Annotated in this window: 16 protein-coding genes; 11 read left to right on the plus strand and 5 right to left on the minus strand. The window is 61.7% G+C overall.

Features of this window, described 5'->3' with window-relative positions:
• Positions 1-203: 203 nt before the first annotated feature.
• The 5 genes from AC4PS7_RS02205 to AC4PS7_RS02225 all read left to right on the plus strand — a co-directional run bounded on the left by AC4PS7_RS02205 (position 204) and on the right by AC4PS7_RS02225 (position 3713).
• Positions 204-1223, plus strand: a complete 1020-nt coding sequence (locus tag AC4PS7_RS02205) for an alpha/beta fold hydrolase (RefSeq protein ID WP_010212792.1) — start codon at positions 204-206, stop codon at positions 1221-1223.
• Positions 1224-1278: 55 nt separating this feature from the next.
• Positions 1279-1932 carry a DsbA family oxidoreductase gene (locus AC4PS7_RS02210; RefSeq protein ID WP_010212791.1) on the plus strand — a complete coding sequence of 218 codons (654 nt, stop codon included), beginning with the start codon at positions 1279-1281 and terminating at the stop codon, positions 1930-1932.
• An 82-nt stretch (positions 1933-2014) separates the two neighbouring features.
• Complete coding sequence (locus tag AC4PS7_RS02215; protein WP_010212790.1) at positions 2015-2935, plus strand: arginase family protein; 921 nt, start codon at positions 2015-2017, stop codon at positions 2933-2935.
• A complete protein-coding gene (locus tag AC4PS7_RS02220; RefSeq protein ID WP_010212789.1) occupies positions 2932-3312 on the plus strand; it encodes a DMT family transporter in 381 nt (126 codons plus the stop codon). The genes AC4PS7_RS02215 and AC4PS7_RS02220 overlap by 4 nt, the downstream gene beginning before the upstream one ends.
• Entirely contained in the window at positions 3309-3713 is a 405-nt protein-coding gene (locus tag AC4PS7_RS02225) for a DMT family transporter (protein WP_010212788.1), read from the plus strand. The genes AC4PS7_RS02220 and AC4PS7_RS02225 overlap by 4 nt, the downstream gene beginning before the upstream one ends.
• Before the next feature lie 79 nt (positions 3714-3792).
• Here AC4PS7_RS02225 and AC4PS7_RS02230 read toward each other — a convergent pair whose 3' ends face one another.
• Positions 3793-4665, minus strand: coding sequence for a fatty acid desaturase (locus tag AC4PS7_RS02230; RefSeq protein WP_042571721.1), 873 nt, complete (start codon positions 4663-4665; stop codon positions 3793-3795).
• Positions 4666-4720: 55 nt separating this feature from the next.
• Entirely contained in the window at positions 4721-5491 is a 771-nt protein-coding gene (locus AC4PS7_RS02235; RefSeq protein WP_010212785.1) for a MipA/OmpV family protein, read from the minus strand.
• A gap of 228 nt (positions 5492-5719) precedes the next feature.
• On the opposite strand from AC4PS7_RS02235, the gene AC4PS7_RS02240 reads away from it, so the two are divergent.
• The 6 genes from AC4PS7_RS02240 to AC4PS7_RS02265 are packed head-to-tail and all read left to right on the plus strand — an operon-like array spanning position 5720 to position 13067.
• Positions 5720-6421 carry an MtnX-like HAD-IB family phosphatase gene (locus AC4PS7_RS02240; protein ID WP_010212783.1) on the plus strand — a complete coding sequence of 234 codons (702 nt, stop codon included), beginning with the start codon at positions 5720-5722 and terminating at the stop codon, positions 6419-6421.
• On the plus strand, positions 6414-7808 hold the full coding sequence (locus tag AC4PS7_RS02245) for an aspartate aminotransferase family protein (protein WP_021492534.1): 1395 nt from the start codon (positions 6414-6416) through the stop codon (positions 7806-7808). The genes AC4PS7_RS02240 and AC4PS7_RS02245 overlap by 8 nt, the downstream gene beginning before the upstream one ends.
• Positions 7805-8755, plus strand: a complete 951-nt coding sequence (locus AC4PS7_RS02250; RefSeq protein ID WP_044286701.1) for an alpha/beta hydrolase — start codon at positions 7805-7807, stop codon at positions 8753-8755. The genes AC4PS7_RS02245 and AC4PS7_RS02250 overlap by 4 nt, the downstream gene beginning before the upstream one ends.
• Positions 8756-8786: 31 nt before the next feature.
• Positions 8787-9911 carry a GNAT family N-acetyltransferase gene (locus tag AC4PS7_RS02255; RefSeq protein WP_010212776.1) on the plus strand — a complete coding sequence of 375 codons (1125 nt, stop codon included), beginning with the start codon at positions 8787-8789 and terminating at the stop codon, positions 9909-9911.
• Positions 9911-11680 (plus strand): sensor histidine kinase, encoded by a 1770-nt coding sequence (locus AC4PS7_RS02260; protein ID WP_010212774.1) that lies wholly within the window; start codon positions 9911-9913, stop codon positions 11678-11680. Before AC4PS7_RS02255 ends, AC4PS7_RS02260 begins: the two co-directional genes overlap by 1 nt.
• Positions 11670-13067: a sigma-54-dependent transcriptional regulator gene (locus AC4PS7_RS02265; RefSeq protein WP_010212772.1), complete on the plus strand. Its 1398-nt coding sequence runs from the start codon at positions 11670-11672 to the stop codon at positions 13065-13067. Before AC4PS7_RS02260 ends, AC4PS7_RS02265 begins: the two co-directional genes overlap by 11 nt.
• Before the next feature lie 34 nt (positions 13068-13101).
• Here the strand turns inward: AC4PS7_RS02265 and AC4PS7_RS02270 are convergent, their stop codons facing one another.
• The 3 genes from AC4PS7_RS02270 to aauS are packed head-to-tail and all read right to left on the minus strand — an operon-like array spanning position 13102 to position 16687.
• Positions 13102-13431 (minus strand): GlpM family protein, encoded by a 330-nt coding sequence (locus tag AC4PS7_RS02270; protein ID WP_175439631.1) that lies wholly within the window; start codon positions 13429-13431, stop codon positions 13102-13104.
• Between the two features lie 8 nt (positions 13432-13439).
• Positions 13440-14789 (minus strand): two-component response regulator AauR, encoded by a 1350-nt coding sequence (gene aauR, locus AC4PS7_RS02275; protein ID WP_492179049.1) that lies wholly within the window; start codon positions 14787-14789, stop codon positions 13440-13442.
• A complete protein-coding gene (gene aauS / locus AC4PS7_RS02280; RefSeq protein WP_010212767.1) occupies positions 14786-16687 on the minus strand; it encodes a two-component sensor histidine kinase AauS in 1902 nt (633 codons plus the stop codon). The genes aauR and aauS overlap by 4 nt, the downstream gene beginning before the upstream one ends.
• Positions 16688-16738 lie beyond the last annotated feature (51 nt).

Genomic DNA, 16738 nt, shown 5'->3' on the forward strand with positions numbered 1-16738 from the left:
ACGGCACTCAAAAAAAGGGGCAGAACGGTGCTTTACCGGTCGGTGCCCTATTTAAAGGTGGGGAACGCGGCGCGTAGGGATAGATAGTTAGTGGGCCGACCGTTGAGCGATATTCATCAAACTGTCACGCAACTGTGGCAGCGCGCTTGAACAAACTTCATCAGACTCGCGCTCTACTGGGGTTCTGCGTTTCGGTGTTTTTCATGCGCGTGTTGTATTTACTGGCCGCTCTGTTGTTCGGCCTGCCGTCCTTTGCGGCTTCTCGATGTGACGTCAATGTCCCGACCCAAACGGTCGACCTGGCTCAGGTGAGCATCGCCTACCAGAGTATCGGCCGTGCGTCCGACCCTGCCTTGCTGCTGGTGATGGGCTTGGGCGGGCAGCTAATCCACTGGCCGGATGAAGTGGTGGTCGCGCTGTGCGAACAGGGGTTCCGAGTGATCCGCTACGACAACCGTGATGTAGGCCTGTCCACTTGGCGCCAGGCGCCGGCCAATGCCAACCTGACCTTTGAAGTGCTGCGCTACAAGCTCGGCCTGCCGGTGGCGGCGCCTTACACGCTGACTGACATGGCCGATGACGCCATCGGCTTGATGGATGCCTTGCAGATCCAGCAATTCCACGTACTGGGCGCAAGCATGGGCGGCATGATCGCCCAGCACCTGGCGGCCATGGCACCGCAACGGGTCGAGAGCCTCACGCTGATCATGACCAGCTCCGGCGCCGAAGGCTTGCCTGCGCCGAATGCGGCGTTGGTGCAACTGCTGTCGCGGCGCAGCGCACCGAATCGTGAAGTGGCTCTGGAGCAGCAGGCCGATCTGCTGGCGGCGCTGGGCAGCCCGAACGTGACGGATGATCGCCAGGCGCTGTTGCACCAGGCGGCGCTGTCCTACGACCGTGCCTTCAACCCGGACGGCGTGAAGCGCCAGATCATGGCAATCCTCGCCGAACCGAGCCGCGTGCCGTTGCTCAATCAGCTGCGTGTGCCGACCCTGGTGGTGCACGGCACCGCCGACCCGCTGTTGCCGGTGATGCACGGCGTGCACCTGGCGGCGCATATCCAGGGCAGCCAGTTGAAATTGATTCCCGGCATGGCCCATCGTTTCCAGGAGGCGTTCAAGGCGCCGCTGCTGACGGCGGTGCTGCCTTACCTGCAAGCCCATCGCGAGGACGCGGCGCACTGGGCGCAGATTGACCGGGGCGAGCCTTCGAAGGTGTTGTGACATTGGTGTATCGTGCAACCTTTGTGGCCCATTCAAGCCAGCGAGGTTGCCTGTCATGAGTACCCCCCTGAAAATCGATTTCGTCAGCGACGTGTCCTGCCCCTGGTGCATCATCGGCCTGCGCGGCCTGACCGAAGCCCTCGACCAGCTTGGCGCCGAGGTGCAGGCTGAGATTCATTTCCAGCCGTTCGAACTGAACCCGAACATGCCCGCCGAGGGGCAGAACATCGTCGAGCACATCACCGAAAAATACGGCTCCACCGCCGAGCAATCCCAGGCCAACCGCGAACGTATCCGCGACATGGGCGCCGGGTTGGGTTTTGCCTTTCGTACCGATGGCCAAAGCCGTATCTACAACACCTTTGATGCACATCGCCTGTTGCATTGGGCCGGGTTGGAAGGCTTGCAGTACAACCTCAAGGAAGCGCTGTTCAAGGCGTACTTCACTGACGGCCAGAACCCGTCCGACCACGCCACCCTGGCGATCATCGCCGAAAGCGTCGGCTTGGATATCCAGCGTGCGGCCGAGATTCTCGCCTCCGATGAATACGCCGCTGAAGTCCGTGAACAAGAGCAGCTGTGGATCTCCCGTGGCGTGAGCTCGGTGCCGACCATCGTGTTCAACGACCAGTACGCCGTCAGCGGTGGGCAGCCGGCGGAAGCTTTTGTGGGAGCGATCCGCCAGATCATCCAAGAGGCCAAAGGCTAAGCGCTGGCCCGTCCCTTGCATTGACCCCCTAAAGCCCGTCCGGTATCCGGATGGGCGCTGCCATTAGGGGTGAAACATTACCTTGAATATTCTTGACCTTGACCACAGCCTCACCGGCCAGGCACCGATTGCCCGGCGTCTGGCCAGTGGCCGTGCCACCCGTATCGACCTGCTGGACCTGGGCCCGAAGCTGCGCCTATGGTCCACCGAGAAAACCTGGAGACGCTTCGCCGAACGCCTGGCCCAACGGCCTCGGCCCACCGATGCGCGACCGGAAATCCTGTTTGTCGGCTCTGGCGACTATCACCACCTCACGCCGGCGTTCCTCGCCGATTTGAAAGAGCCCATCAGCCTGATCCACTTCGACAATCACCCCGACTGGGTGCGCTTTGCGCCCAAGCGTCATTGCGGATCGTGGGTCAACCGCGCGCTGAAGATGCCGGCGATCAAGCGCATCGTCACCCTCGGCCCGTGCAGCGACGACCTGCATAACCCGCAACTGCGCGGTGGCAACCTTGCAGCCCTCAAGCGCGGGCACTTGCAGCTGTTTCCCTGGCAGCATCCGCCGTCGAAAGTCTGGGGCAGGGTAGGGGACGGTGCCGGTCACCAGCAGCAGGAAAATCACCTGTATTGGCGCAACCTGGCCGAGCTGGATTGGGCGGCCTTCCTCGATCAGATGATCACCAGTCTGCCCACCGAAGCCATCTGGATCACCATCGACAAAGACGTACTCGCCAGTGAAGACGCGGCCACCAACTGGGACCAGGGCGGCATGCGCCTGACCCACTTGCTGCAAGCTTTGCGGGCGTTGGCGGCGCGCAAACGCATCATCGGCATTGACGTATGTGGTGAGTTCGCCACGCCCGCCTTCAGCAATGCGTTCAAGCGCTGGGAAGCCAAGTCCGACCAGCCGCCGCCCGAGCGTTGGAGCGCCGAAGATCTGCAGCGCAACGCCGCCACCAATGAAGCCCTGATCGACCTGTTTGAGGAGTTGTTCCCGTGACGTTGACCGTGGTGTTGCTGGTGGCGTTTTCCATCGTGCTCGATGTGATCGGCCAGCTGTGTTTCAAGATCGGCCTGGACCGTTTGCCCGAGTTGGACGGCGGTTTCCGCCTGAATGCCTTCTGGGGCCAGGTGTTCAATGCGCCGCTGCTGTGGGCCGGGATCGGCGCGTATGCCATCGAGTTCTTCGTGTGGCTTGAAGCTTTGTCCCGTGCGCCGTTGAGCCTGTTGTTCCCGGCGGCGGCGCTGGCCTATTGCGGGGTGGTGTTGGCGGGCAAGGTGGTGCTGGGGGAAACCGTCAGTCGCCGTCGTTGGTTGGGCACGCTGGTGATCACCCTGGGTGTGATGTTGGTAGCGATTGCAGGGAGTCAGGCATGAGTACGCAGACGATGAACAACGGGTGGCTGCACGGGCGTTTCGGCACGGTGGTGCTGTGGGCCTTGCTGATTTGTACCGAGAGCGCCGGCCAGTTGTTTACCAAAGTGGCCGGGGACCAACTGGGGCAAATGGATCTAAGCTGGCAATGGCTGGCTGACGTGGCGCGCAACCCCGGGATCGTGGCGGCTATTGCTAGCTACATCGGCGCGTTTTTCGTGTGGATGCTGATCCTGCGGCGCAGCAGTCTGTCCCTGGCGTTTCCGCTGAGTTCGCTGGTGTTTGTGGTGGTGCTGCTGGGTTCGTGGCTGGGGCTGGGGGAACATATCAGCCCGCTGCACTGGGTGGGCGTCGCGGTGATTATCGGGGGTATTGCCCTGTTGGCCGAAGGCGAAGAAAACTGATCACGCTGGCCTGGGCTGATCGTTGTGGTGAGCGAGCTTATCTCGCGCGGGGCAAACCCGCTCACCGCAAGAGCGGGGGTCAGCCCTGGCGTTTGCGGTGTGCCACCAGGAAGCCCAGACCGTGTGATACCGAAATCTCCTTCACCCCCGCCTCACGCTGCTGCTCGGCAATCTCCCGATGAAACGCCTTCACCTTGGTCCAGTGCATCTTCGGCCGGTAGTGGTGCTCGGCGTGGTAGCCGTTGTTCATCCAGATCAGGTTGTACAGCACGCTATAGGAACTCACGCCCCAGGCGATCGGCAGGTCCGGGTTGCCGCCGAAGTGTTCGTAGTAGCCATTGAGTGATGACAGGCACTGGCCCAGGTACCAGAACGGCAACAGCCACAGCACCGCCTGCCAGTTGTAGAGCGCCAGGGCGATATAGAACGCCACAGTCACTGCGATCTCAACCTTGACCCAGCGCGCATCCGCCGGGCGCTTGCGCTTCATCTCGTCATAGAACGGCTTGGGATCGTCGCGAAAAAAACTCAGGAAGGTATAGGCCCACGGGTTTTCCGGCTGACCCTGCTTCCCGCGCTGGTAGATCGACAGCGGGTCGATGGTTTTGCCATCTGGGCCCGGCAGGTCGGCGTTGCCACGGTGATGGCGGTTGTGGATATCGCGGTAGAGCGTCTGGGAAAAACCGATGGTCACCGACAGCAGCAGGTCGAAGGCGCGGTTCATTGCGCGATGGCTGAAGTAGGCATTGTGGATCTGGTTGTGGGAGATGCTGTTGATGCTCCACGACATGCTGATCGCGTAGACCAGTGCCAGAGGCACCAGAGCCCACCAGCTCAGGCTATGGAAGGCGGCAACCAGCCAGACGACAAAGGCAAAATGCCCCAGGCCCAGGGCGATGGGCACCAGGTCCCAGAGCGAGTGATGCAGCAAACGGTAAGCAGGGCGAGCCATGAAGAGTGTCCTGGAAAAATGGATTCCAGGACCTCATTGCAAACCCCAGACCAACCTAATCGAACTTATAGCTGATGGCCGTCTGCACCTGGCCCTGGTTAACGTCGCCAGTCTGCCGGACGATGCTGCTGTCCGCCGCCGAACCCACCAGATGCACCCAGCTCGCGCTGGTCAGCAACGACCATTTGGCAGCCAGGGGAAACTCGAAACTCTGGGTCAGCGTCACGTTCTGGAAGCCGCCGCTGGCGTTGTACGGCCGAAAGCCCGACGCGGCTGCCTCGTTGTCATCCACGCCGAAAAAGGTCTGGGTTTGGCGGGCGTCGGCGAAGTGCGCCACCAGCCCGCTGCTGCCGATGATTCCGTTGCCCAGCGGGTAGCCCAGTTCGCCGCCGACCTTGCCCAGCGTGCCGCTCTGCGCGTGGCCGCCGCCGACGGCCTGGCCCAGCTGTGCATACACCCGCCAGAAATCAGCCGGTGCGTATTGGACAAAACCGCCCACCTCGGCCATGTCCGACACATTACGCAACCCCTGCAGCGAGCCGTTCGAGGTGCGCCCCTGCAGATAATTGATATACGGGCCGGCGGTAAAGCCATTGCTGTTCAACGCGCTCCAGGTCAGGCCGTCGTCGGTACTCAGGCTGACATCGCCCCAGTCCAAGTCGAAATAGGGAACGGGCCGCGTTTCGTAGCGGCTGCCGGTAGGGTCATGGGGCTGGTAGCTGACGCCTGCGCCGACTTCGCCGGTGATACCCTCGGCCTGAGCCGCGTTCGAAACGCTCCAGAGGCCCAATAAACCGGCCAGTGCAGCGCAAGTGATCCTCAACATGGTCACTGTTCCTTGATTGATTACGTGCGCATGAACGCGCAAAGCGTCGACCTCGCGCAAGCACTCATCTTGTTTGTAGCAAGCTACAAAAATTGTAGCTTCCACGACACAAATCGCCCTCCATGCCGAGCAAAGCCCCAGCCCCGCTGGGCCTGCGCCAGTTGGCACACTCCCTGCTCTACCCCTTGTTGCAAGCGCACACAGCGCGCTCTTCCAAGGTAAACAACGATGATCCAATGGCATATCGTGTGTGACTTCGACGGGACCATCACCCCCACCGATGTCATCGACAACGTCCTCCAACGCTTCGCCGGCCCCGAGTGGGAAACCATCGAACAGGAATGGCTGGATGGGCATATCGGTTCACGCGAATGCCTGAGCCGCCAACTGGCGCTGATCAAGGCGACCCCCTCCGAACTGCTGGCGTATTTCGACAGCGTCGAGATCGACCCGGACTTCCCGGACTTCGTCGACCACGTGATCGGCCTGGGCGCGTCCATCGAAGTGGTCAGTGATGGCATCGAGCAGGGCATCGCGCGAATCCTGTCGCGCAACTACGTGACCTTGCTGCCGATCCTCGCCAACCGCCTGCGCCAGGTCGATCAGAACAGCTGGCGCATCGACTTCCCGTATTCCAGCGATGCCTGCCGTGCCGCCTCCGGCAACTGCAAGTGCAAGTCCACCCCGCGCCACAAGCGCGTGCTGGTGATCGGCGACGGCAAGTCCGACATGTGCGTGGCCTCCACTGCCGACTTCGTGTTCGCCAAGGGCAGCCTCGCCGACTACTGCGCCGCCAACCACATTCCTCATGCGCGCTTCGACACCTTTGCCGAAGTGACGGCGCTGCTGGCTCAACTGCCACAAAGCCTCGCCGCCAACGCCACCACCTTTACTGCTGCTGACAATCAGGAACTCTTCCACCATGTCTGATATCCGTATCGCTACCGCCGAAGACCAGATCCTTCTGGATAAAGAAGCCAAATACTGCTCCTACGGCGACACCGTCCACTACATCGAACCGCCGCGTATTTTCAGCCGTTGCGAAGGCTCCTACGTGTGGGACACCGAAGACCAGGCCTACCTCGACCTGCAAATGTGGTACTCGGCGGTTAACTTCGGCTACGCCAACCCACGCCTGAACAATGCGCTGAAGCAGCAGATCGACACCCTGCCGCAGATCGCCAGCCAGTACTTGCACAAGGGCAAGATCGAGCTGTCGGAAATGATCGCGGTCGACGCCAAGAAGAAGTTCGGCCTCGACGGTCGCGTGCACTTCAACGTCGGCGGTTCGCAGTCCATCGAAGACTCCCTGAAGGTGGTGCGTAACGCCACCAACGGCAAGAGCCTGATGTTCGCCTTCGAGGGCGGCTACCACGGGCGTACCCTCGGCGCGTCGTCGATTACGTCCAGTTACCGCTACCGTCGTCGCTATGGCCACTTCGGCGAGCGCGCGCAGTTCATCCCATTCCCGTACCACTTCCGTGGCCCTAAAGGCATGACCAAGGAAGAATACGGCAGCCACTGCGTGCAGCAATTCGCCCGTCTGTTCGAAACCGAATACAACGGCGTGTGGGACCCGAAAGTTGGCCAGAGTGAGTACGCTGCGTTCTACGTCGAGCCGATCCAGGGCACCGGTGGTTATGTGATCCCGCCGATGAACTTCTACCGTGAGTTGAAGCACGTGCTGGATCAGCACGGCATCCTGATGGTCTCCGACGAAATCCAGATGGGCTTCTACCGCACCGGCAAACTGTGGTCGATCGAGCACTTCGACGTGCAACCGGACGTGATCGTGTTCGGTAAGGCGCTGACCAACGGCCTCAACCCACTGGGCGGCATCTGGGCCCGTGAAGAGTTGATCAACCCGAAGATCTTCCCGCCAGGTTCGACCCACTCCACCTTCGCCTCCAACCCGTTGGGCACGGCGGTAGGCTTGGAAATGTTCAAGATGACCAACGAAGTCGACTACGGCGCGATGGTCATGGCCAAGGGCAAGTTCTTCCTCGAAGGCCTGCAAGACCTGCAGAAACGCTTCCCGATCATCGGCGACGTCGACGGCCTGGGCCTGGCCCTGCGCTGCGAAATCTGCGGCCCGGATGGCTTCACACCGGACAAGGCGACCCTGGACTACATGGTCGAGGAAGGCATGAAGGGCGACATGGTGGTGGACGGTCAGAAGCTGGGTCTGATCCTCGACGTGGGCGGTTACTACAAAAACGTGATCACCCTGGCACCGTCCCTGGAAATCAGCTACCCGGAAATCGAACTGGGCCTGAAGCTGCTTGAGCAACTGCTGGTGCGGGCGACCAACCGGTGAACACAGTAGAGATCGACCTCGGTGAGGGTGATGCCGGTTTCGTTCTCGGTGATGGTCCGGTCGGGATCCTGTTGATCCACGGCCTGACCGGCACCCCGACGGAGTTGCGCCAGGTCGCCAAGGGCCTGGTCAAGGTGGGCAACTGCACGGTGTACGTGCCCACCCTGGCCGGGCATTGCGGCGACAACAGCGACCTGCAAGCCACCGGCTGGCGAGACTGGTACGAAGGCGTGCGCAAGACCTTCGCGGGCGTGAAGCAGCGCCATGAACAGGTGTTTGTCGGTGGCTTGTCCATGGGCGCGGTGATGTCGATGTATGTGGCCGCCGAGCACCCTGGGCAAGTCGCCGGGCTGCTGATGTATTCCACCACCTTGAAGTACGACGGTTGGAGCATCAACAAGCTGGCATTCCTCACGCCGTTGTTGATGAAAATCCCCTTCGGCGTGCATCTCTGCCGCTTCGAAGAGAAGCCGCCGTACGGCATCAAGAACGAGCGCCTGCGCGGCATCGTCGAGCGGCAGATGAAGGAAGGCGAGAGCAGCGAGGCGGGGTTGTTGACCATGGAGGGCATCACCGTGCGCGAATTGCACCGGATGAACGCTGTGGTCAAGAAGCGCATGCCGCAGATCAACGTGCCGGCGCTGGTGTTGCACTCCATCGAGGACGACATCACCAGCCGTTGGAACGCGGACTATGTGGAGCGCCATCTGGGCGGGCCCGTGACCAAGATCCTGTTGGACAACTGCTACCACATGATCACCGTCGACCTGCAATACCGCCGCGTGATCGAGTTGAGTGCCGACTTCGTCGAGCAGCACGCGGGCCTCAAACCCATGCAGGTCGAGGTGGGACTTCAGCGAGGCAGCGATGCAGGCGCCTCGGTCTTTCAAATGCACCGAGGTGATGCCATCGCAGCCTCGCCGGAGCTCGACAGCTCCCACGTTTGATCGGCGCTCACCCCAGAAATAAGGGAAACCTGTGATCACCACCCAAGCCTTCCCGACTATTCGGGCCATCCAGCGCAGTGCCTGGAACGACTGTTTTGCGGGTGCCCTGGAGGATTGGGACTATTACGTCGCCGTGGAGAACGCCGCCATCGAAGATTTCCAGTGGCGTTACCTGGCGGTTTACGAAGATGGAACGCTGGCGGCTGTGGCGGCGGCGTTCATCACCCATTATCGCCTCGACACGACGGTGTCGGGCGCCGGCAAGCGCGTGACCGAGCGTGTCGAGCGCTTGTGGCCGGGGCTATTGCAATTGGGGCTGTATGCCCTCGGTTCCCCGGTGGCTGAGCGTTGCGACGTCGGTTTTGCCAGTGGCGTGGCGGATGGGCGCCGACCGCTGTTGCTCAAGCACCTGCTGGCAGCCGCGCGCCAGGATGCCGATGACTTTGGTATCGGCCTGGTGGCGGTCAAGGACGCGCCGAGCAAAGACCCGGATTGGGTCGAAAGTTGCCGGGCTGCTGGCTTCCAGAGCATGCCGAGCTTGCCCACGGGGGTATTGCCGCTGCCGTACGGCTCGGTGGACGCTTACTTGGGCTCCCTGGGAAAATCCACGCGCAAGGACCTGCGCCGCAAACTGCGCGCGCCGGGGCCACGGGTGGAATGGCGGCGCAATATCGACGACGTGCTGCCGCAGGTCATGCGCCTGTACGAGGCTACGCTGACGCGTGCCGAATTGCAGTTCGAGCGGCTGCCCGCCGGCTACTTCACCGGTGTGCTCGAACGCCTTGATGAGCGCGCGGTCTGTGTTCTTTACTGGGTGGACGAGCAACTGGTGGCGTTCAACCTGATCCTGGTGGACGAACATCGACTGGTGGACAAGTTTTTCGGGCATGACGTTGAGTTCACTCGCGACTACAACCTGTACTTCCGTAGCTGGCTGACCAATGTCGACTACTGTATTCAACACAATATTGCGGTGTATGAGTGCGGCCAGGCCGGGTATGCCAGTAAGCTACGCCTGGGCTGCGAGTTCCAAGGCAACAGCGTGTTTTTCCGCCACCGCAACCGGCTGGTCAACGGCCTGCTCAAGCTTGTAAAACTGTTTATTCGACCGGATCGTTCCGACCCTGCCATGGCTGCTGCGATAAGCGAAACCTGATGATCACCAAGACCCGCCAGAAAGCCCGCCCCTTTGCCATTTCGCGTTGGAGCGTCCAGCGCAAGCTGGTGCTGGCGTTCTGGTTGGTCAGTGTGATTCCCACCATGATCGCCGCCGAACTGGCGGCCACCACGCTGTCGCAGATCTTCGACAGCAACGTGCGCATCTGGCTGCAGGAGTCGACCAAGATCGTCAAGGACGAGATCGGCGATATCCTTCATGACAACGCACGCATGGCTAAATTGTTTTTGCGCTACACCAGCCCGCCTGCGAGCAAGCAAGCGGCCAAACACGACCGGCTGACCGCCGACATTGCCGATGCCACCGATATTGATGTGGTGGCGTTGATTCGCACCAGTGACCAAAAAATCGTGTTCAGCACCGCGGCATCCGACATCGTCAAGCAGATCAGCCTGGCCAAAAATACGGTGTTGCAGACTGTGCAGGTAGGGGGCGCGTCCACCGGCATCGTGGTCTCGACTTTCGAGACCTCCCAGGACGGCGTCGATTACGAGCTGCTGGTCGGGACTTACCTGGACAGCAGTTTCCTCACCAGCGTGGCCGACGTGCATTCCCTCGACCTGCGCCTGTACCTGGCGAACCCGGAAGGTTTCTCTGAGATTTTCTCGACCCAACGTTTTGAGGATCACCCTTCGCGCATCCCCAAGAGCGTCGAAACCGCGATGCGCGCCACCAGGCAGCCCAGCGAGCAGTTCACCAACAACTACAGCGGGTTGTACTGGCCGATCTTCAACGATGCCGGTGACCTGCAAGGTGTGATCTTCAGTGGCTTGCTGCGCCACACCAGCCTGGTGGGGCTGGTAAACCAGAGCAATCTGTTTGTGTTGATCTTCCTGCTCAGCTCGGCCTTGTCGCTGGCTGCCGGGGTACTGGTGTCGCGACGTTTGACCAAGCCGCTGCGGGACCTGTCCCAGGGCGTGAGCGCGGTGATTTCTGGCGACTACGCGCACCGCGTGGTGGTCAGCGGTGGTGATGAACTGGCGCAGTTGAGCAGTACCTTCAACCATATGACCGAGCGCCTGGGTGAGTTGCATCACCTTGAAGCGCAGCTGCGTCGACGTGATCGCCTGCATGCCCTGGGTGAAGTCGCCATGGGCCTGGCCCACGAGATCCGCAACCCGCTGGGCATCATCAAGACGGCAACGCAGTTGCTGCACCGCCGCGCCGATCTGGCGGACACCGACAAGCGCCACCTGGAATACGTGATCAGTGAAGTCAGCCGTATCAACGACCTGATCACCGAATTCCTCGACTTTGCCAAGCCCAACCCGCCGTTGCGCGTATTGCTGCCGGCGCGCCCGTTGGTCGAGGAAATCCTCGGCTTCTGCGCCCCGGAGCTGGCCACGCATACTATCGATGCGCAGATCGACGACCAGGCGCCGGGAGCGACGATCTACGCAGATGCCAAACAGCTCAAGCAGGCGTGCCTCAACCTGATTCTCAACGCCATCGACGCGATGCCCGAAGGCGGGCGCCTGACCCTGGGGATTCGTGCGGACGGCGAGAACACGGTGATCAGCATCGCCGACACCGGCCAGGGTATTCCGGCGGACATGATCGAGCGCATCTTCACGCCTTTCGTTACCACCAAGGCCTCCGGCACCGGCCTGGGCCTGGCTAAAGTCTATTCGATCATGGAAAGTCACGACGGCAGCATCGAATGTGCTAGTGAAAAAGATGCCGGCGCCACCTTCAGCCTGTACATTCCGGCGAGTGGCGAAGACGACGAGGACAGTCATGACGCATAACATTCTGGTAGTCGACGACGAACCCAAGCTCTGCGACTTGCTGGCATCGGCCCTGGGGCAGAACGATGTGCAGGTGTTCATCGCCGGCAACGGCCTGCATGCGCTCAAGGTGCTGGAACAGGAAGACATCGACCTGGTGATCAGCGACTGGCGCATGCCGGGCATGGACGGTCCGGCGCTGCTGGCCGAGATCAAGGTGCGCTACCCCCATGTGCCGGTGATCGTGATGACCGCCTACAGCACGGTGAAGAACGCTGTGCAGTCGATGCGCAACGGCGCCTACGACTACATCGCCAAGCCGTTCGACATCGACGAGCTGGACATCACCGTGGCCAAGGCCCTGCAGTTTCGCGACATCATGCGCGACAACGCACGCCTGCGTGCCGAGCTGGACGAGCACGCGCAATTCGACAGCCTGGTAGGCGACAGCCCGGCGTTTCGCAAAGTGCTGCAAGCCGTGGACTCGGTGCGCGACAGCAGCGCCACCATCCTGCTGACCGGCGAAAGCGGCACCGGCAAGGAAATGGTCGCCCGCGCCATTCACAAACATGGCAGCCGTGCCGACAAACCCTTCGTGGCGGTCAATTGCGCGGCCATCCCGGAAGGGCTGCTGGAAAGCGAAATGTTCGGCCACCGCAAAGGCGCGTTCACCGGTGCCGTGGCTGACCGGGTAGGGCGCTTCCAACAGGCCGACAAAGGCACGCTGTTTCTCGATGAAGTGGGCGACATGCCCCTGGCGTTGCAGGCCAAGATCCTGCGCGCGTTGCAGGAGCGGGTGATCGAACCGGTGGGCGATCCCCGCGAGCGCAAGGTGGATGTGCGAGTGATCGCCGCGACCAACAAGAACCTGCTGGACGCGGTGGCCAACAAGGAATTTCGCGAAGACCTGTACTACCGCCTCAACGTGTTCCCGATTCCCTTGCCGTCATTGCGCGAACGGGTGGAAGACATCGCGCCCCTGGCCCGTCACTTCGCCCAGACCCTCAGCGCCACTGCCGGTAAACGCATCACCGGTTTCAGTGCTGAAGCGTTGCAGGCCATGGCGGCCTACCACTGGCCAGGCAATATCCGTGAACTGCAGAACTGCGTAGAGCGCGCGACCATTGTGGCGGCGTCGCCGGTGATCGAAGACATCGACTTGCCGGGCTACCTGTTTGCGTCCAAACCGAACCAGGGCGACGTGACGGCGATCCTCAGCGACGGGCCGGGCATTCCCCAGGACCTGGATGCGGCACTGGCGGAAGTGGAAAAGGCCTACATACTCGCGGCGTTGCAGGAGAGCAATGGCGTGCAAGCGGCGGCGGCGGCGAAGATCGGGATTTCGGAGCGCAGCTTCTGGTACCGCCTCAAGAAGCTGGGCATTCAGGTCGACAAAATAGTCCGCTGATCTTTCCGGCACACCTCAATTCAAATGTGGTGTGTCAGGTATGGACGCGTACCCAGATGCTCACTAACACGGTTGCCGCCATCAACCAGGCGACAGCCGCCACGGCCAGCGACGCCTCCAACCGCATCCGATCCACCACCACATACAACGTCGCCAAATACACAAAATACGGAATGATCGACCACATCCCGAACAGGATCGTGGTCTTCAAATCCTCCACCGAGCGGCCCTTGCCGACGATGTAATGGGCGATCAACGCAAAGGTCGGAAACAGCGGCACCAAACCAGCGATGTAGTAGTTTTTGGTCTTGGCCAGCACGGCCAGAATCAACACCACCGCCGCGCCAAGAGCGGCCTTCAACACCAGATCCATCAGTGGCTCAACCCGTATTTTTTGACTTTATCGAACAGCGTGGTCTTAGCCATCCCCAGTTCCTGACTGGCCTGGGTCAGGTTGCCGCCGCTGCGTTGCAAGGCGTCGTTGAGCAGGTTGCGTTCGAACGCTTCCACTGCCTCGGTGAAAGCCAGGCTTTGGCTGCCGCTGCTGGTGCCGCTTTTCTTGAAGGCCGGCAGGCCGAGGGCGAAGCGTTCGGCGACGTTGCGCAGTTCACGCACGTTGCCCGGCCAGTCGTGGCTCATCAGGCTCGACAGGGTCTGGTTGTCCAGCTCCGGCACACTGCGGTCAAAACGCAGCGACGACTGCTGAAGGAAATGTTCGAACAGCTGCAGGATGTCTTCGCGGCGCTCGTGCAACGGCGGCAGCTCCAGGGTCACCACGTTGAGGCGATAGTACAGGTCGCTGCGGAACTGATTGGCACGGCTCAGTTCATCGAGGTCAGACTTGGTGGCGGCGATCACCCGGCAATCCACCGCCACGCTCTGGTTCGACCCCAGGCGTTCCAGGGTACGCTCCTGCAAAACTCGCAGTAGCTTGATCTGCAGGTTGATCGGCATGCTTTCCACTTCATCGAGGAACAGCGTGCCTTCGTGGGCGTGTTCGATCTTACCGATACGACGTTTGCCGGCGCCGGTGAAGGCATTGGCTTCGTGACCGAAAATCTCGCTTTCGAATAGGTTCTCCGGTAGGCCGCCGCAGTTCAGCGCGACGAACTGGTGAGCATGACGCCGGCTGAAATCATGCAGGCAGCGCGCAACCAGTTCCTTGCCGGTGCCAGTCTCGCCTTCGATCAGCACGTTGGCCGAGGTGTCGGCCACGTTGGCGATCAGCTCGCGCAGGTTCTGCATGGCCGGTGAGCGGCCGATGATGCGGCCTTCCAGCGAATCGCGCTCGGCCAATTGGCGGCGCAGCGACCAGACTTCCCTCGCCAGTCCGCGCTGTTCAAGGGCGCGGCGGGCCACGTCCACCAAGCGTTCGGGGGAGAAGGGTTTTTCCATGAAGTCATAGGCGCCGTTGCGCATGGCGCCGACGGCCATGGAGATGTCGCCGTGCCCGGTGATCAGCACCACCGGCAAGCTTTTATCCAAAGCCTTGAGACGGGTGAGTAGCTCCAGGCCGTCAATGCCGGGCAAGCGGATGTCGCTGATCACAATGCCGGCGAAGTTCTCGCCGATGCGCTTCAACGCCTCTTCAGCGCTGCCTACGCCGACACTGGGAATGTCTTCCAGGGCCAGGGCCTGCTGGCAGCCGAGCAGTACATGGGGGTCGTCTTCGACGATCAGTACCGTGAGCTCGTCTTTAATGGCTTTAGCGTCTGTATTCATGTCGACTCAGCTTTTTGAGCGCCCGCCAACGGCAGGCACAAGACAAAGGCCGTTCCACCACTGGCCGGGTGTTCCACGGCAAGGTTGCCGCCGGTGGCCGCCGCCAGGCTGGCGGAGAGGGTCAGGCCCAGGCCCAGGCCTTGCTCGCCGGGCTTGGTGGTGAAGAACGGTTCAAACAAATGCTTGCGCGCCTCCGGGTCGATACCGTGGCCATTGTCGCGCACGTGCAGGCGGTATTTACCGTCGGCGCTGCTGCCTTCCAGCCACAGCTCGGGAGCCGGCTGAGCCTGCATAGCGTCGAGGGCATTGCCGATCAGGTTGACCAGGATCTGCTCCAGGCGCGTCTGGTCGATTTGCAATTGCGCGTGGGAAAAGTCGCGGTGCAGGGTCAGCGGTAGGCTGTCCAGGCGTGCGCCGAGTACTTGGAAAGCCGCGTCTACCGCTTTGGCCAGGCTGGCTTCGCCCTGGTCATCGCCGCGCCGGGCGAAGGAGCGCAGGCTGGCGGTGATGCGACCCATGCGGTCGATCAGTTCGTTGATGGTTTTGAGGTTGGCACTGGCGGTGTCCAGGGCGCCGCGCTCCAGGAAGCGTACGGTGTTGCCGGACAGGGTGCGCAGGGCTGCCAGGGGCTGGTTCAATTCGTGGGCGATGCTGGTCGACATCTGGCCGATGGCCGCCAGCTTGCCGGCCTGCACCAGTTCATCCTGGGCGCGGCGCAGCGTCTCCTCGGCCTGGCGCCGTTCGCGGATCTGGCCCTTGAGCCGTTCGTTGCTCGCGCGCAGGTCGGCGGTGCGTTCGGCAATCCGTCGTTCCAGCTGGCTGTTGGCTTCCTGCAGGGCTTCCCGCGCGGCGAGGCGGGTGGCGATGACTTTGCGTCGCTCGTTCCAGGCAATCAGCAAAAACGCCACCAGGCCAAACGCGACGGCCACCAAAATGCCTTGGTTGATCGCCGCACGGCGCAGGTCGTTGAGCGGGGTGAGCAGGGTGAAATTCCAGGGTGTGTCATTCAGCGGGCGGGTTTGCGCCAGGTAGCTGACTTCGTGCTCGTCGTTCACCACTTCGCTGTTGGCCGGGAAGGTCAGTTTCTCGGTACCTTCGTTGAGGCGCTCGCGGGCCAGGGGTTCCAGCTCATTCAACGTCGCCCAGTAGTATTGCAGGCTGTGGGCCAGGCGTTCCTTGACGTCATCGCTCAGCGGACGCACAGCCTTGAGGCGGCGGGCCGGGTCGCTGGAGAGGATGATGATGCCGTTCTCGTCGCTCACAAAGGCTTCGAGGCGCGCGCGTTGCCAGCGTTCCTCCAGGGCTTCGAGGCGCACCTTGACCACGGCGACGCCGATGATCTTGCCATGCTCTTCCAGGCCGTGGGCCAAGTAGTAGCCGGGTTCGCCGTTGGTGCTGCCGATGCCGTAGAAACGGCCAGGCTGGCCACGCACGGCGTTCTGGAAATAGGCGCGGAAGGACAGGTCTTCACCCTGGTAACTGTCGGCATCACGCCAGTTACTGGTGGCCAGCACGCGGCCGGTGGTGTCCATCACGTAGATGGCCCGGCTGCGACTGCGTCGGTTCAGGCCTTCGAGGTAATCGTTGACGGTCTTGCGGGTTTCCTGATTGGGGTCGGCCAGCAGCGCGGAGACGCTGGACTCCAGTTCCAACAGGCTGGGCAAGTAGGTGTATTTGCTCAGTTCGCTTTCGACGGTGCGGGCATGCAGCTCCAGCTGGCGTTCGCCAGTGTCGCTGAGGGTGCGGATGCCGTAGTACTCGCTGACCCAGAAGCCGATATAACCCAGGCCGATCATCAGGGCGATGATCAACGGCGGCAGGAACAGTTGGCGGATCAGGCGTGGTTTCACGGCAAGTGATGGCGGTGCGGCGCGAAATTGGTTGGGGTCGCATTTCATCACAGATGCCTTGGGTCAGCTACCGCTCACCCCTTCCTGTAGGAGCGAGCT

The organism is Pseudomonas sp. DW-iso3, from assembly GCF_058725305.1.

What these genes read in the sequence shown, in the direction of transcription:
- AC4PS7_RS02205 (WP_010212792.1), top strand. Translation starts at nt 204, where the DNA reads ATGCGCGTGTTGTATTTACTGGCCGCTCTGTTGTTCGGCCTGCCGTCC.
- AC4PS7_RS02210 (WP_010212791.1), top strand. Translation starts at nt 1,279, where the DNA reads ATGAGTACCCCCCTGAAAATCGATTTCGTCAGCGACGTGTCCTGCCCC.
- AC4PS7_RS02225 (WP_010212788.1), top strand. Translation starts at nt 3,309, where the DNA reads ATGAGTACGCAGACGATGAACAACGGGTGGCTGCACGGGCGTTTCGGC.
- AC4PS7_RS02230 (WP_042571721.1), bottom strand. Translation starts at nt 4,665, where the DNA reads ATGGCTCGCCCTGCTTACCGTTTGCTGCATCACTCGCTCTGGGACCTG.
- AC4PS7_RS02235 (WP_010212785.1), bottom strand. Translation starts at nt 5,491, where the DNA reads ATGTTGAGGATCACTTGCGCTGCACTGGCCGGTTTATTGGGCCTCTGG.
- AC4PS7_RS02240 (WP_010212783.1), top strand. Translation starts at nt 5,720, where the DNA reads ATGATCCAATGGCATATCGTGTGTGACTTCGACGGGACCATCACCCCC.
- AC4PS7_RS02245 (WP_021492534.1), top strand. Translation starts at nt 6,414, where the DNA reads ATGTCTGATATCCGTATCGCTACCGCCGAAGACCAGATCCTTCTGGAT.
- AC4PS7_RS02260 (WP_010212774.1), top strand. Translation starts at nt 9,911, where the DNA reads ATGATCACCAAGACCCGCCAGAAAGCCCGCCCCTTTGCCATTTCGCGT.
- AC4PS7_RS02265 (WP_010212772.1), top strand. Translation starts at nt 11,670, where the DNA reads ATGACGCATAACATTCTGGTAGTCGACGACGAACCCAAGCTCTGCGAC.
- aauR (WP_492179049.1), bottom strand. Translation starts at nt 14,789, where the DNA reads ATGAATACAGACGCTAAAGCCATTAAAGACGAGCTCACGGTACTGATC.
- aauS (WP_010212767.1), bottom strand. Translation starts at nt 16,687, where the DNA reads ATGAAATGCGACCCCAACCAATTTCGCGCCGCACCGCCATCACTTGCC.